This is a genomic window from Ewingella sp. AOP8-B2-18, assembly GCF_052376015.1.
Taxonomy (GTDB): Bacteria; Pseudomonadota; Gammaproteobacteria; order Enterobacterales; family Enterobacteriaceae; genus Ewingella; species Ewingella allii.
Map to the genome: position 1 here is coordinate 1 of NZ_JBQSVB010000005.1, position 13,652 is coordinate 13,652.

Consider the following 13,652-nt stretch of genomic DNA (forward strand, 5'->3'; position numbering starts at 1 on the left):
AAATTACTGACCGTTCTTTTTTTCAACAAACATCGCAAAAACGGACAACAATCACCCAGTTTTCTACACAAAATGGCCTTTTCGACCCGTAACACTGGGGTAAACTCTTTTCTATAATAAGACCACTGAATCTCAGGATGCCCTTTTAATGCCCCTTAACGCCCAACAACAAGCCGCCCAGCGCAATCTTTCTTATCTATTGGCGGAGAAAATCGCCCAGCGCATCTTATCTGCTGAATATGCCGAGGGCAGCATCTTGCCCGGTGAAATTGAATTGGGTGATATTTTCGGGGTAAGCCGGACGGCGGTACGCGAAGCAGTGAAAACGCTGGCCGCCAAAGGGATGCTGTTACCCCGCCCACGGATTGGGACGCGGGTGATGCCGCAATCAAACTGGAACTTCCTCGATCAGGAGCTGTTGAACTGGTGGATGACCCGCGAGAACTTCGATCAGGTGATGGCGCACTTTGTGATTTTGCGCCGCGCGCTCGAACCCCAGGCTTGCGCACTGGCCGCCACTACGGCGACGAAGGAACAGAAGGAACTTCTTTCTTTATATATGGCGGAGATGAAGGAGCTGCATTATCGCTTTGACCGCGAGCGCTGGATAAAAGTCGACACCCAATTCCACCAGCTTATCTATGAAGCCGGAAAGAACCCCTTCCTGACCTCATTCTCCAATTTGTTCAGCTCGGTTTATCAAAGCTACTTTAGAGCCATCACCGGGAATGAGGTGATTAAGCTGGAATACCATCAGGCCCTGGTTGATGCCATTCTGGCCAGTGATCCCGAGGGTGCTCTGCTGGCATGCCAAAACCTGCTGTTAGCGGTGGATTGAGCCAACCGAGCCGCGCACCACTAGCTCTGGCGTTAAGACCAGAACCTGAGGCTCAGCTTCAGGTTCTTTCAAACGATGCAAAAGCGCATCGATGGCCAGTTCCCCCAGTGAATCTTTCGGCTGATGAATGGTGGTCAGCGGCGGCGTCATATATTGCGCCAGCTGAATGTCATCATAGCCAATGACCGCGATGTCATCCGGCACGCGCAGCCCTTCTTTATATAGTGCCTGATAAACTCCAACCGCCATCGCGTCGTTGCTGGCGAAAACCGCCTCGGGGCGCTGCGGCAGGGCGAGCAACTGCTCCATGGCGGGCAGGCCGCTGGCAAACTCGAAATCCCCAATCACTTCATAACCCGGTAACACCGGCAGTCCCGCCTGCTGCATGGCCTGACGATAACCATCCAGTCGCTGTACGGCGGTGGTTTTATCCAGCGGGCCGGTGATACAGGCGATGCGCTGGTACCCTTGGCTAATCAGATACTCCGTCGCCATCACGCCGCCGAGCAGAGCGTTATCCTGAATGACATCGTTCGCCGCGCCAAAAGGTGCCCAGTCCATCATCACAATAGGTAATGACGGATAGCGGCTGATGGCGTCCTGCGACGGCCGATGATTCTCGGTACACATTAATAGCAAACCGTCGACGCGCTTTTGCAGCAGGGTTTCCATACTGCGGTTCATGCGCTCAGCGTCGCCGTCGGTGTTGCAGAGGATCAGGCTGTAGCCGCGTTCATAGCAGCTGCGCTCCACGCCGCGCACTACTTCCGCATAGAAGGGGTTGCTGCTGGCGGTGAGCAGCATGCCAATCGTCCGAGTTTGGTTCAGTTTAAGGCTACGGGCGAGGGCGGAAGGCGCATAGTTGAGGCTGTCTATCGCCGCGGTGACTTTTTCGCGGATAGCCTCGCTGACAAAGCGATTGTTGTTGATGACATGAGAGACGGTGGAGGTTGAGACGCCCGCGACGCGGGCGACATCTTTCATGGTGGCCAATCAGGACTCCTGACGCGCAAGGAAGTCGTCGATTTCATTACGCCAAGGCACAGAAGGCTGCGCCCCCGGGCGAGTCACGGCAATGGCGGCGGCGGCGTGAGCAAAACGCACGGCTTTGTCCATGGCTGCGCCTTCGAGCAGGGCGGTGACCAGTGCGCCGTTGAAGGTGTCCCCGGCCGCAATGGTGTCCACGGCTTTGACGCGGAAACCGCTGACCTGCTTGCCTTCGCCGTGCTGGCTTAGCCACACACCTTTGCTGCCCAGCGTGATAATCACGGTTTCGATGCCTTTATCATGCAGCGCTTTCGCGGCGCGTTGGGCATCTTCATTATTATTCACCTGAATGCCGGTCAGGCGCTCGGCCTCGGTTTCGTTCGGCGTGATCATGTCCACCAGCGACAAGAGTTCATCGGGCAGTTCACAGGCCGGAGCAGGATTGAGGATAACCTGAGTATCGTGCTGCTTCGCCAGCTTAGCCGCAGCGATCACGGTTTCTAGCGGAGACTCTAATTGCATCAGCAACGCCGAGGCGTCGACAATATTCTGTTGATAACGATTCAGGTAGTCAGGCGTCACGGCTTTATTCGCACCGGCATCAATACCGATAACATTCTCGCCTTCGGCATTAACGAAGATCAGCGCCACGCCGGTAGTGGTGTCGGCGATTGCCTCAACGGGAGAAGTATCGATGTTGTCACTGGCCAACTGCTGACGAACGCGCTCACCAATATCATCATCACCGACGCAGGCGATAAAGGAAATATCCGCGCCCGCGCGCCCGGCGGCGACCGCCTGGTTAGCTCCCTTACCGCCAAAAGCCACGGTATATTGTTTACCGATCACCGTTTCGCCAGGCTGAGGGAATTGATTGATATTGAGAATATGGTCGGCATTGATACTGCCGAGAACCACCAGTTTACCTGTATCCATTTGCGTTCCCTGAGTCATGTTGCGCCGCCCAACAGGAGCGGCGCAGAGTCTGTCAATTACGGCTGTGCAACCAGTTTCAGATCTACTGGAATAACAGCAGGCACTTTTTCGCCTTTCAGCACTTTATCAGCAGTCTGAACGCCAATCACACCAATCTGGTCTGGACGCTGGGCCACGGTTGCGCCCATCTTGCCACTGTTAACCGCTTTGATGCCATCTTCGGTGCCGTCAAAACCTACCACCAGAACGTCGGTTTTACCCGCGGTCTGCAAGGCACGCAGCGCGCCTAACGCCATTTCGTCATTCTGAGCAAATACCGCCTGCACGTCTGGGTGTGCAGTCAGCAGGTTCTGCATTACGTTCAGACCTTTAGTACGGTCGAAGTCTGCCGGCTGGCTAGCCAGAATAGTGAAGTGGTGCTTTTCAGCCGCCTGAGCGAAGCCTTTGCCGCGTTCGCGGGCAACGGAAGTCCCGGCAATGCCTTCCAGTTCAATAACTTTGGCGTTTTCGCCGACTTTCTTGGCGATGTAATCACCGGCCATTTTGCCGCCGAAGGCGTTATCAGAGGCCACGTGGCTTGCCACTTCGCCTTTGCTTGCCTGACGGTCAAGGGTGATCACTGGGATCTTAGCCTGGTTCGCCATGGCAACGGCGTTACCCACGGCGTCGGAGTCAGTCGGGTTGATCAGCATCAGCTTGGTGCCGCGAACCGTCAGGTCCTGCACGTTTGCCAGCTCTTTCGCCGGGTTGTTCTGGGAATCCAGCACCACCAGGTTGTAGCCCAGCTTGTCAGCTTCTTTCTGCGCGCCGTCTTTCATGGAAACGAAGAACGGGTTGTTCAGCGTAGAAACCACCAGCGCGATGGTGTCTTTAGCCAATACGTTGGCGCTGAAAGAGGCGGTAATTGCTGCTGCGGAAACCCAAACTGCCAGTTTTTTCATATTCATGGTCATAATTCCTGTAGGGGAGGTTATTTGTTGCTTTTGTTATCTACCAGAACAGCCAGCAATATCACGACTGCTTTGACTATCATTTGGTAGTAGGAGGAGACGCCTAATAAATTCAAACCGTTATTTAGGAAACCGAGGATCAGCGCGCCGATCAACGTTCCTACAATACGTCCTTTACCACCCGACAGGCTGGTTCCTCCCAACACCACAGCGGCAATTGCGTCCAGCTCATAACCGGTACCGGCAGTCGGTTGCGCAGAGGACAAACGCGCCACTTCGATAATGCCGGCTAAAGCCGCTAATAAACCACACAGGGAGTAGACGATAATTTTAACTTTATCAACGCTGATACCTGACAGACGCGTCGCGGACTCATTGCCGCCCAGCGCGTAGATATAACGTCCTAAACGGGTGTGATGCAGCATGTACCACGCCAGCGCAAACACCACCACCATCAGCCAGACCGGCGTCGGGATGCCCAGCGGGCGACCGATACCAAACCAGCCAAATGTATCAGCAACATCGGTGAATCCAGTGCTGATTGGACTACCGTTGGTGTACACCATGGTGACACCGCGCAGCAGGAGCATCATCACCAGTGTGGCAATAAACGCCTGAACCTTGCCTTTAGCGACAATCACCCCGGTGACGGCACCTACCGCCGCCCCCAAGGCCAGCGCACCGGCGACGGCCACCAGCGCATTCACTTCTAAACCGACAATCGACGCAGCCACCGCGCCCGTTAAGGCCAGCAGCGAACCGACGGATAAGTCGATCCCCGACGTCAGGATAACCAGCGTCATGCCCACGGCCATAATGGCGTTGACCGAGGTTTGTTGAAGAATGTTAAACAGGTTGTTCAGTGTGAAGAAATTCGGGCTCATGGAAGAGACCACGGCAATCAGCACCAGCAGCGCAATCAGCGATTTCTGCTCTAACAACCATTCTTTTGTGAACCAGCCCTTTTTGGCTGGCATAGTCTGAGAACTCATAGTTGATTACTCCTGCGTCACGCCGTATTGCTTGCCGACAGCGGCTGCCATCAACACTTCTTGCGTAGCCTGTTCTATCGGGAATTCACCGCTTAAATGGCCTTCGTGCATCACCATGATTCGGTCACTCATGCCGATAACTTCTGGCATTTCTGACGAAATCAAAATGATGCTCAAACCTTCGCGCTTGAACTGGTTAATAAGCTGGTAAATCTCTTTCTTGGCGCCGACGTCAACGCCGCGCGTTGGTTCGTCGAGGATCAGAACTTTTGGACGCGTCATCAGCCCGCGAGCAATCGCCACTTTCTGCTGGTTACCCCCGGAGAGCAGGCCGATAGGCTGCATCATGGATGGTGTTTTGATGTTGAACATGCGAATGAAATCGCCGACCGCCTGCTGCTCATCAGCATGTTTCAGGCTGCCACCCGCGCGGCTGAAGTAGCGCAGCGCGGTCAGCGACATGTTCTCTTTGACTGACATGCCGAGCACCAGGCCGTCGCGCTTACGATCCTCAGAGATATAAACGATGCCGTTCGCCAACCCGTCCTGTGGGGAATGGGTGACAACTTCGCGGCCATCAAGGGCGACATAACCCGCTTTACGCGGCAGCGCGCCGTAGAGAATCTTCATCAACTCGGTACGACCGGCGCCCATCAGTCCGGAGACACCGAGAATTTCGCCAGCATATAAGTTGAAGCTGACATCTTTGACGCCCGGCCCGGAGACATTGCGCACTTGCAGGCGCAGCGCGCCGCGCTCTTGCTTGAGGCGCGGGTATTGCTCTTCAAGGCGGCGGCCAACCATCATTTCGATCAGCGTGTCTTCCTGCAATTCGCTTACTGGGCGCTCGGCGATAAACTGGCCATCGCGGAACACGGTGACGTCATCGCAAATTTCAAAGATTTCCTTCATGCGGTGCGAGATGTAGACCACGCCGCAACCCGCCGCTTTCAGCTCGCGGATGACGTTAAATAAAGAGGCGGTTTCGGTATCGGTTAAGGCGTCGGTCGGCTCATCCATGATGATGACCTTGGACTCGAAGCTCAGCACCTTGGCGATTTCCACCATTTGCTGGTCACCAATCGATAACTCGCCCACCAGACGATGGCTGCTGTAACGCAGGTTCAGGCGCGCCAGCAGTTTGTCGGCTTCGGCGTACATCTTCTTCCAATTGATGCGGCCAAACCCATTAACAAACTCGCGGCCAAGAAAGATGTTTTCCGCGATAGTCAGCTGGGGGATCAGGTTCAATTCCTGATGAATAATGCCGATGCCGGCTTCCTGAGAATCTTTAGGCCCGTTAAAAGAGGCCTCTTTTCCCAGAAAACGCAGTGAACCGGCATCCTTTTGATAGATGCCGGTGAGCACTTTCATCATGGTGGACTTACCGGCGCCGTTTTCACCCACCAGCGCCATCACGCGGCCCGGATAGACGCTTAGCGCCGCGCCGGAGAGCGCTTTAACGCCGGGAAACGCTTTATCAATCCCTGAGAGTTGCAGCAAAGGTTGCATAAAGGCCTCAGAAGGTTACGCCAGCACAAAGAATAACGTTCGCGTACGGCGAACATTCCCCGCTACGGACCACGGCCCGGCTGTGTTCGGTTTGCACCTTGAATGACTCATGGCTGATGTACTCAAGGCTGATGGTGTTTCCCTGGTGTTGCTCAAGCTGTTTCAACTGCGCGAGTAACGCTTCATGGAGTTGAGGATTTTTTTCGACGATCTCCTCGGCGAGAATCGCGCGCTCAACCTGCATCTCATGGGTCACTACCTTGAAAACTTGCAAGAAAGTAGGAACACCGGCAGTTAGCGCCAGATCGATGCGTTGGGAAGATACGGGTACCGGTAAACCGGCATCGGCAATAACCAGCTGATCGGTATGACCTAACCTGGCAATGACATAGGAGATTTCGGCATTTAAAAGCGGTGATTTCTTCATTGTGAACTCCGACAGCGAAACGTTTCGCTCACTGCTGAGTTTATGACGATGCTAGAAACTGGCAATCGCCTTGTGATGAAATTGTGATCGCCGTCGAAACGTTTCGCTACGCGTTTTTGAAAGCCGCGCTAAATTTGAGTTAATGACTTTTCACGGCGTTTAGAAAAGCAAAAGGGCACTCGAAAGTGCCCTTTGTTCACCACAGGCGAATTAGATTTCCACCTGCGTCCCTAGCTCGATAACGCGGTTAGGCGGGATCTCGAACTGGTCCGGCGCGCGCAGCGCGTTGCGGCTGAGAGCCATAAACAGCTTGCCGCGGAAGTAGAGATACCAAGGCCGCTTGGTGAGGATTAGCGACTCGTGGGACATAAAGAACGAAGTTTCCATCATGCGGCACGGCAGACCTTCCAGCCCGCAGCGGTGGAACACTTCCTCAACGTTTGGCGTCTCTTTGAAACCGTAGCTCGCCACCACGCGCCAGAAGGTCGGTGAGAGCTGCTCGATAGTTACCCGGCGAACATTGTGCACATAAGGCGCGTCTTCGGTGCGCAGCGTCAGCAGCACCACGCGCTCGTGCAGCACTTTGTTGTGCTTGAGGTTGTGCAGCAGGGCAAACGGAATGACGTTAGTGGCGCGGGACATATAAACCGCAGTGCCCGGCACGCGCACCGGCGGCGATTTCTCCAGCGAGGCGATCATGGCTTCCAGCGAGTTGCCGTGTTCGTGCATCCGGCGCATAAGGCGGAAACGCTCGCTTTTCCACGTGGTCATCACGATAAACATGCACAGGCCGAGGGTCAGAGGCAGCCAGCCGCCGGAGAACAGCTTGGTGGCGTTCGCCGCGAACATCGGCACGTCGATAAACAGCAGAACCACCAGCAGAATGCCGACCAGGAAAGCTTTCCAGTGCCAGTTTTTCAGCGCCACGGTGCAGGAGAGAATCGAGGTCAGCACCATGGTGCCGGTCACGGCAATACCATAGGCGGCGGCCAAATTACTCGAATGCTCGAAGCTGGCGATGACGATAACCACTGCGAAATAGAGCGTCCAGTTAATGGCGGGAATGTAGATCTGCCCGGCTTCCATTTCTGAGGTGTGGATGATGCGCATTGGCGGCAGATAGCCCAAACGAACGGCCTGACGAGTCAGGGAGAACACGCCGGAGATCACCGCCTGCGAGGCGATAATGGTGGCGAGGGTCGCCAGAATCAGCAGCGGGATCAGCGCCCAGTCAGGTGCCAGCAGGAAGAACGGGTTTTTAATCGCCTCGGGGTTTTTGAGCAGCAGTGCGCCTTGCCCGAAGTAGTTCAGCACCAGCGAAGGTAGCACCACGGTGAACCACGCCAGACGAATAGGGAATTTACCGAAGTGGCCCATATCGGCATACAGCGCCTCAACACCCGTGATGGAAAGCACCACCGCGCCGAGCGCAAAGAAGGAGAAGGATTTATGCTCAATAAAGAAGTTCACCGCCCACATCGGGTTCATGGCCCGCAGCACTTCTGGGTTTTGAGCAATACTGTTAATACCTAGCACCGCCAGCGTCAGGAACCACAGCAGCATCACCGGGGCAAACAGCTTGCCGACAATGCCGGTGCCGTGCTTCTGGATGATGAACAGTAACGTCAGGACGGTAATAGAAAGCGGCACGATATAAGGGTCGAGCGACGGGGCGGCAATCTCTAAGCCTTCCATCGCCGACAGCACCGAAATCGCCGGGGTGATCACCACTTCGCCATAGAAGAAGCTGCCGCCGATAAGCCCGAGGATCACTAATACCGCCGTGGTTCGCGCCGAGGTGTTACGGCCCGCGAGGGACATCAGGGTCAAGATCCCGCCTTCACCGGCGTTGTCTGCGCGCATCACGTAAGTGAGGTATTTCAGCGAGACAATAAGTATAAGCATCCAGAAAATCAGGGAAAGGAAACCAAAGACAACGCTGGGTTCAACGTTAAAGCCGTAGTGGCCTGAAAAACACTCTCTCAAGGTGTAGAGAGGGCTGGTGCCAATGTCACCATAAACCACACCAATGGCGGCCAGGGTTACTGCGGGGAGTGACCGTTTATGTTCTGTGCTCATAATTGGTTTCTTTTTGCTGCTCTTTTATGCAAAGAATTCCGTAAGCGAAAGATGCGCTCAGGGCTGAATGCCCACTAAACGGCGCACAGTATGCACGAATAAATCCAATTGCCTACCCCTATATAAACAAGGAATTGGCGATTAACGCAGATAAACCCACAGTATCTATAATAGAAAGATTTGTGTAATCAACAATCTATATCCGTAAGCTATATCAATAAAAATAGGCCATGGTTTATTATCATTCCCAGCCCAGTAATTTCACTGATCTCATTTACTCACGGAAACCGGAAGATTCAGTATGGCGCATTCTCCTTTACTTGCAGAACGGATTGCCCGTCTTGCCAATGCTTTAGAACACGGACTGTACGAGCGTCAGGAAGCCATCCGGTTGTGCCTGCTGGCCGCGCTGTGCGGCGAAAGCGTGTTTCTGCTCGGGCCGCCCGGCATCGCTAAAAGCCTGATTGCCCGCCGCCTTAAGTTTGCCTTCCGCCACGCCCGCGCTTTTGAATACCTGATGACGCGCTTTTCCACTCCAGAAGAGGTTTTTGGCCCGCTGTCAATTCAAGCCCTGAAAGACGAAGGCCGCTATCTACGCCTGACTTCCGGCTATTTGCCCGAGGCGGAGATTGTTTTTCTGGATGAGATTTGGAAAGCCGGCCCGGCCATCCTCAATACCCTGCTGACCGCCATTAACGAGCGACGCTTTCGTAACGGCGAGCGCGAGGATGCTATCCCGATGCGGCTGCTGGTAAGCGCCTCCAATGAACTGCCTGAGGCCGACGGCAGCCTTGAGGCACTCTATGACCGTATGCTAATCCGCCTATGGCTGGACAAGGTGCAGGATAAACAGAATTTCCGCTCTTTGCTGACTTCCCGGCCAAACGAAAGCGCCAATCTGGTGCCGGAAGCCCTGAGCATTAGCGATGAAGAGTATCAGCAGTGGCAGCCTGAAATAGATAAGGTGACTTTGCCGGAATCCTGTTTCGAGCTGATTTTCCAACTGCGCCAGCGTCTGGATGCGCTGGACACCGCGCCTTATGTTTCGGACCGCCGCTGGAAGAAAGCCCTGCGCCTGCTGCAAGCCTGCGCCTTCTTCAGCGGCCGTCAGGCCATCACGCCTATCGACCTGATTTTGCTGAAAGATTGCCTGTGGCACGACCTGAACACTTATCACCTGCTGCAAACCCAAATCGAGCAGATGATCACCGAACAGGCTTACCAACAGCAGACGCTATTAATGAAGCTGCGCCAGCTGAATCAGGAATGGATGCAGTATCAGCAGCAGCAAAGCTCCAGACAGTCGATCAAAGTGCTCAAAAAGGCGGGTATTTTTAGCCGTAAGCCACAATACAGCCTGCCGGATACGCTGGCGGCTAGCAGCCTAACCCTACTGCTGCAAACTCCTCTCCATCTGCACGATATTCAGGTTTCCCATCTGCTGGTGGAAAGAAGCGTGCTCGACGAGTGGCTTAATAAAGGAGGGGTTCTGAAGGTGAAGCTCAACGGCATGGGATTCGCGCAGAACATTGAGGCGGAGGTGGATGACAAGCTGCAGCTGCTGGTGCTGGATATCAGCCGCCAGTCGACGCCCCTGACCTTACCGGGCAAAGAGCAGATTGCCGTTCCCGATGAGATGAAAAGCACGCTGGAAGGGCTGAATGCCAAATTTAACCAGCAGCGCCACGAGTTCAGCCAGCATCAAAACTGCCTGTTTGTCGCCGCCGAGTGGGCCGCGAAGATTGAAGCCAGCCTGCTGGCGGTGTCGGAGCAACTCCGCCACCAGCAAGACTTGTTCAGCGGGCACTGATCCATGCTCAGTCTGGAATCCCTCGATCTCTTATTGTCGATCAGCGAAGGTGAGCTGATCGAGGAGCTGATCATCGGCCTGCTGGCCACGCCGCAGCTGGCGATTTTCTTCGAAAAGTTCCCACGACTGAAGCGCGCGCTGACCAAAGACCTGCCCGAGTGGAAGTTCAGACTGCGCCAGCGCATCCACGATACGCCGGTGCCGCCGGACCTCGCCAAAGAGTTCTACCTTTATCAGCACTGCCAGCAGATTGACGCCGCCACCTTTCAGGCCGAGCTGCCTGAGCTGATTGAGCAGCTTGAGTCGCTAAACTCTCCCTTTATTACCGAGGCGCGCTCGTTGCAGCAAAACGCCGAGGAGACGCGAGGCCCGAAAACCGGCAATAGCTTCCACACTCTGTTTCTCCAGCGCTGGCGGCTGAATCTTACTTTCCAGACGGTGACCGTTCATCATCAGCTGCTCGAGCAGGAACAGGAGCAGTTGCAGGAAGAGCTACAGCAGCGGCTGGAACTCAGCGGCGAGCTCTCTCCTTTATTAGCAGAGAACGATGCCGCCGCCGGACGGCTGTGGGATATGAGCAAGGGCCAGCGGCAGCGTGGCGAAGTGCAGTCGCTGTCGCGCTACGGCGCTTTTTTGCAGCAGCAGCCTGAGTTGCAGAGGCTCGCCGAGCAGCTGGGTCGCAGTCAGAAAGCCAAAACCAGCCCGCACGAAGATGCCAAGATGGAAGAACATCGGCTGATGGTGCGCGAGCCCGCCACGGTGCCCGAAGAGGTGAACGGCATTCATCAGAGCGACGATATTTTGCGCCTGATGCCCACCGAGCTGGGGACGTTGGGGATCCCCGAGCTGGAGTATGAGTTTTACCGACGCCTGCTGGAAAAGCGCCTAATGACCTACCGACTGCAAGGCGACGTGTGGCGCGAAAAAGTGGTCAAACGCCCGGTGGTGCATCAGCAGCAAGAACCCCAGCCGCGCGGGCCTTTTGTCATCTGCGTGGATACTTCGGGTTCAATGGGAGGATTTAATGAGCAGTGCGCCAAAGCGTTCTGCCTGGCGCTGCTGAGAATTGCGCTGGCCGACAACCGCCGCTGCTACATCATGCTGTTCGCCAGTCAGGTGATTCATTACGAGTTGACCTCTTCCAACGGGTTGGATCAGGCTTTGCGCTTTCTCGGCCAGCATTTCAGGGGCGGTACCGACTTGGCTGCCTGCCTGACCGCCACCTTAGATAAGCTGTCATCACCCGAGTGGCAGGACGCCGACGCGGTGATCATCTCGGATTTCATCGCCCAGCGGCTGCCAGAAGAAGTTAAGAAGAGAGTGAAGCATTTACAGCAGGATAAACATCACCGTTTCCATGCTCTGGCGATGTCGCAATACGGCAAGCCCGGCATCATGCGCATCTTCGACCACATTTGGCGCTTTGATACCGGGATGAAAAGCCGCGTCCAGCGTCGCTGGCAGCGGCCTTAATCAGTAGATTTAGAGCACGCCTTCAACGCTGTCGTGCAGCAGTGGCGACCAAACGCCGCACTGTACCTGCGCGATATGCGGCTTTTGCAGCAACAGCATCACCAAACGAGACTGACCAATGCCGCCGCCGATGGTCTGTGGCATTTCACCGCGCAACAGCGCCTGATGCCAGTCGAGCTGCAAACGAGCTTCGTCATCAGTTAGCGCCAACTGGTGCTTCAGGGTTGCCGCATCAACGCGAATGCCCATAGATGAAAGCTCAATGGCATCTTCCAATACTGGGTTCCACACCAAAATATCGCCGTTGAGGCCTGACAGCCCGGCTTCGCCCACGCTGCTCCAATCATCATAGTCCGGCGCGCGAACGTCATGATATTTACCGTGAGACAGTTTGCCGCCAATGCCCATCAGGAACACCGCGCCCAGCTCTTTAGCAATGGCGCGCTCGCGCTGCTTGGCGTCCAGCTCCGGAAAGCGCTGTAGTAGAGTTTCGCTGTGGACAAAGTGGATCTCCTCCGGCAAGAACGGCGTCAGGCCAAACTCACGGCTCACCGCCGCTTCGGTTTCCTTTATACCGGCGTAGATCTTACGCACCGTGGCTTTAAGAAACTCAGGCGTTCGTTCGCCATCGCCCATCACCTGTTCCCAATCCCACTGATCGACACAGACAGAGTGTACCGGCGACAGACGATCTTCATCTGGGCGCAAAGCCTTCATGTGGGTATACAGCCCTTCGCCCGCGCTGAAGTCGTGCTGGCCGAGAGTTTTGCGCTTCCACTTCGCCAGAGAGTGAACCACTTCAAAGGTCGAGTCTGGCAAGGATTTCACATGCACCTGAACCGCCTTCTCGCTGCCGGAGAGGTTGTCCTGCGTGCCGTCGCCCAGCTGGCTTAATAAAGGTGCCTGCACTTCAATCAGGCCTAGCTGCTTTTCCAGCTGCTGGGAGAAGGTGGATTTCACAAAGCTAATTTGACGCTGTTTCTCGATAAATTGGGTTTTCATTGTTGTTTTCTCATTCCCTTGTCTTCAATAGAACTGATTAAGCAACAAAGTAAGAGATAGATTCAATATCCAACAATAAATATTGCCTTAAGGCTTTTAATCCCTCATTTTTAGGCAGCATAAATTGTTGATACGAGAATATGAGAGGAAAAAAATGACCGAAATTTATCAGATCGATAATCTCGATCGCGCCATCCTAAACGCCCTGATGGTTAACGCGCGCACGGCCTATGCCGAACTGGCGAAGGTTTTCGCCGTCAGCCCCGGCACCATCCATGTTCGCGTTGAGAAGATGAAACAGGCAGGAATCATCACCGGTGCCAATATCACCGTCAGCCCAAAGCAGCTAGGTTACGACGTCTGCTGCTTTATCGGCATCATTCTCAAGAGCGCCAAAGACTACCCCTCCGCGCTGGCTAAGCTTGAAAGCATTGAAGAGGTGGTCGAAGCCTATTACACCACCGGCCACTACAGCATCTTCATCAAGATCATGTGCCGCTCGATTGATTCGCTGCAACACGTACTTATCAACAAGATCCAGACCATTGATGAGATTCAGTCCACGGAGACGCTGATCTCCCTGCAGAACCCCATTATGCGCACCATCAAGCCATAAGGCCGAATTTATATACCCCTATTATCCACA

General features: G+C 54.8%; 12 protein-coding genes. 4 read left to right on the top strand and 8 right to left on the bottom strand.

Annotation, left to right across the window (positions count from 1 at the left end):
• The first annotated feature begins 148 nt into the window (after positions 1-148).
• A complete protein-coding gene (locus ACT3RR_RS11620; RefSeq protein WP_496200370.1) occupies positions 149-838 on the top strand; it encodes a FadR/GntR family transcriptional regulator in 690 nt (229 codons plus the stop codon).
• On the opposite strand, the gene rbsR is transcribed toward ACT3RR_RS11620, so the two are convergent.
• From rbsR to kup, 7 genes are all read right to left on the bottom strand, one after another.
• Positions 824-1,831, bottom strand: a complete 1,008-nt coding sequence (gene rbsR, locus ACT3RR_RS11625) for a ribose operon transcriptional repressor RbsR (protein WP_496200371.1) — start codon at positions 1,829-1,831, stop codon at positions 824-826. The two genes, ACT3RR_RS11620 and rbsR, sit on opposite strands and share 15 nt — an antisense overlap.
• A complete protein-coding gene (gene rbsK / locus ACT3RR_RS11630) occupies positions 1,832-2,761 on the bottom strand; it encodes a ribokinase (RefSeq protein WP_353503789.1) in 930 nt (309 codons plus the stop codon).
• Between the two features lie 56 nt (positions 2,762-2,817).
• Positions 2,818-3,708: a ribose ABC transporter substrate-binding protein RbsB gene (gene rbsB / locus ACT3RR_RS11635; RefSeq protein WP_034794404.1), complete on the bottom strand. Its 891-nt coding sequence runs from the start codon at positions 3,706-3,708 to the stop codon at positions 2,818-2,820.
• Positions 3,709-3,731: 23 nt separating this feature from the next.
• The gene (rbsC, locus tag ACT3RR_RS11640; protein WP_034794402.1) at positions 3,732-4,703 is read right to left on the bottom strand and encodes a ribose ABC transporter permease; all 972 of its coding nucleotides are present in this window, start codon (positions 4,701-4,703) and stop codon (positions 3,732-3,734) included.
• A gap of 6 nt (positions 4,704-4,709) precedes the next feature.
• Positions 4,710-6,215 (bottom strand): ribose ABC transporter ATP-binding protein RbsA, encoded by a 1,506-nt coding sequence (rbsA, locus tag ACT3RR_RS11645; protein WP_353503788.1) that lies wholly within the window; start codon positions 6,213-6,215, stop codon positions 4,710-4,712.
• A 7-nt stretch (positions 6,216-6,222) separates the two neighbouring features.
• Positions 6,223-6,642 (bottom strand): D-ribose pyranase, encoded by a 420-nt coding sequence (gene rbsD / locus ACT3RR_RS11650; protein WP_496200372.1) that lies wholly within the window; start codon positions 6,640-6,642, stop codon positions 6,223-6,225.
• A 210-nt stretch (positions 6,643-6,852) separates the two neighbouring features.
• Positions 6,853-8,721, bottom strand: a complete 1,869-nt coding sequence (kup, locus tag ACT3RR_RS11655) for a low affinity potassium transporter Kup (protein ID WP_353503786.1) — start codon at positions 8,719-8,721, stop codon at positions 6,853-6,855.
• Between the two features lie 301 nt (positions 8,722-9,022).
• Here kup and ravA point away from each other — a divergent pair, with 301 nt between their 5' ends.
• Positions 9,023-10,531, top strand: coding sequence for an ATPase RavA (ravA, locus tag ACT3RR_RS11660; protein ID WP_496200373.1), 1,509 nt, complete (start codon positions 9,023-9,025; stop codon positions 10,529-10,531).
• 3 nt (positions 10,532-10,534) lie between these two features.
• The gene (viaA, locus tag ACT3RR_RS11665) at positions 10,535-12,004 is read left to right on the top strand and encodes an ATPase RavA stimulator ViaA (protein ID WP_485902907.1); all 1,470 of its coding nucleotides are present in this window, start codon (positions 10,535-10,537) and stop codon (positions 12,002-12,004) included.
• Between the two features lie 9 nt (positions 12,005-12,013).
• Here the strand turns inward: viaA and asnA are convergent, their stop codons facing one another.
• A complete protein-coding gene (gene asnA, locus ACT3RR_RS11670) occupies positions 12,014-13,006 on the bottom strand; it encodes an aspartate--ammonia ligase (protein WP_486031852.1) in 993 nt (330 codons plus the stop codon).
• Positions 13,007-13,160: 154 nt separating this feature from the next.
• On the opposite strand from asnA, the gene asnC reads away from it, so the two are divergent.
• The gene (gene asnC / locus ACT3RR_RS11675; RefSeq protein ID WP_100936558.1) at positions 13,161-13,622 is read left to right on the top strand and encodes a transcriptional regulator AsnC; all 462 of its coding nucleotides are present in this window, start codon (positions 13,161-13,163) and stop codon (positions 13,620-13,622) included.
• Positions 13,623-13,652 lie beyond the last annotated feature (30 nt).

Bases quoted from the DNA above. Each gene is read 5' to 3' on its own strand.
- ACT3RR_RS11620 (WP_496200370.1), top strand. From the start codon at position 149: ATGCCCCTTAACGCCCAACAACAAGCCGCCCAGCGCAATCTTTCTTAT.
- rbsK (WP_353503789.1), bottom strand. From the start codon at position 2,761: ATGGATACAGGTAAACTGGTGGTTCTCGGCAGTATCAATGCCGACCAT.
- rbsB (WP_034794404.1), bottom strand. From the start codon at position 3,708: ATGAATATGAAAAAACTGGCAGTTTGGGTTTCCGCAGCAGCAATTACC.
- rbsC (WP_034794402.1), bottom strand. From the start codon at position 4,703: ATGAGTTCTCAGACTATGCCAGCCAAAAAGGGCTGGTTCACAAAAGAA.
- rbsA (WP_353503788.1), bottom strand. From the start codon at position 6,215: ATGCAACCTTTGCTGCAACTCTCAGGGATTGATAAAGCGTTTCCCGGC.
- rbsD (WP_496200372.1), bottom strand. From the start codon at position 6,642: ATGAAGAAATCACCGCTTTTAAATGCCGAAATCTCCTATGTCATTGCC.
- kup (WP_353503786.1), bottom strand. From the start codon at position 8,721: ATGAGCACAGAACATAAACGGTCACTCCCCGCAGTAACCCTGGCCGCC.
- ravA (WP_496200373.1), top strand. From the start codon at position 9,023: ATGGCGCATTCTCCTTTACTTGCAGAACGGATTGCCCGTCTTGCCAAT.
- viaA (WP_485902907.1), top strand. From the start codon at position 10,535: ATGCTCAGTCTGGAATCCCTCGATCTCTTATTGTCGATCAGCGAAGGT.
- asnA (WP_486031852.1), bottom strand. From the start codon at position 13,006: ATGAAAACCCAATTTATCGAGAAACAGCGTCAAATTAGCTTTGTGAAA.
- asnC (WP_100936558.1), top strand. From the start codon at position 13,161: ATGACCGAAATTTATCAGATCGATAATCTCGATCGCGCCATCCTAAAC.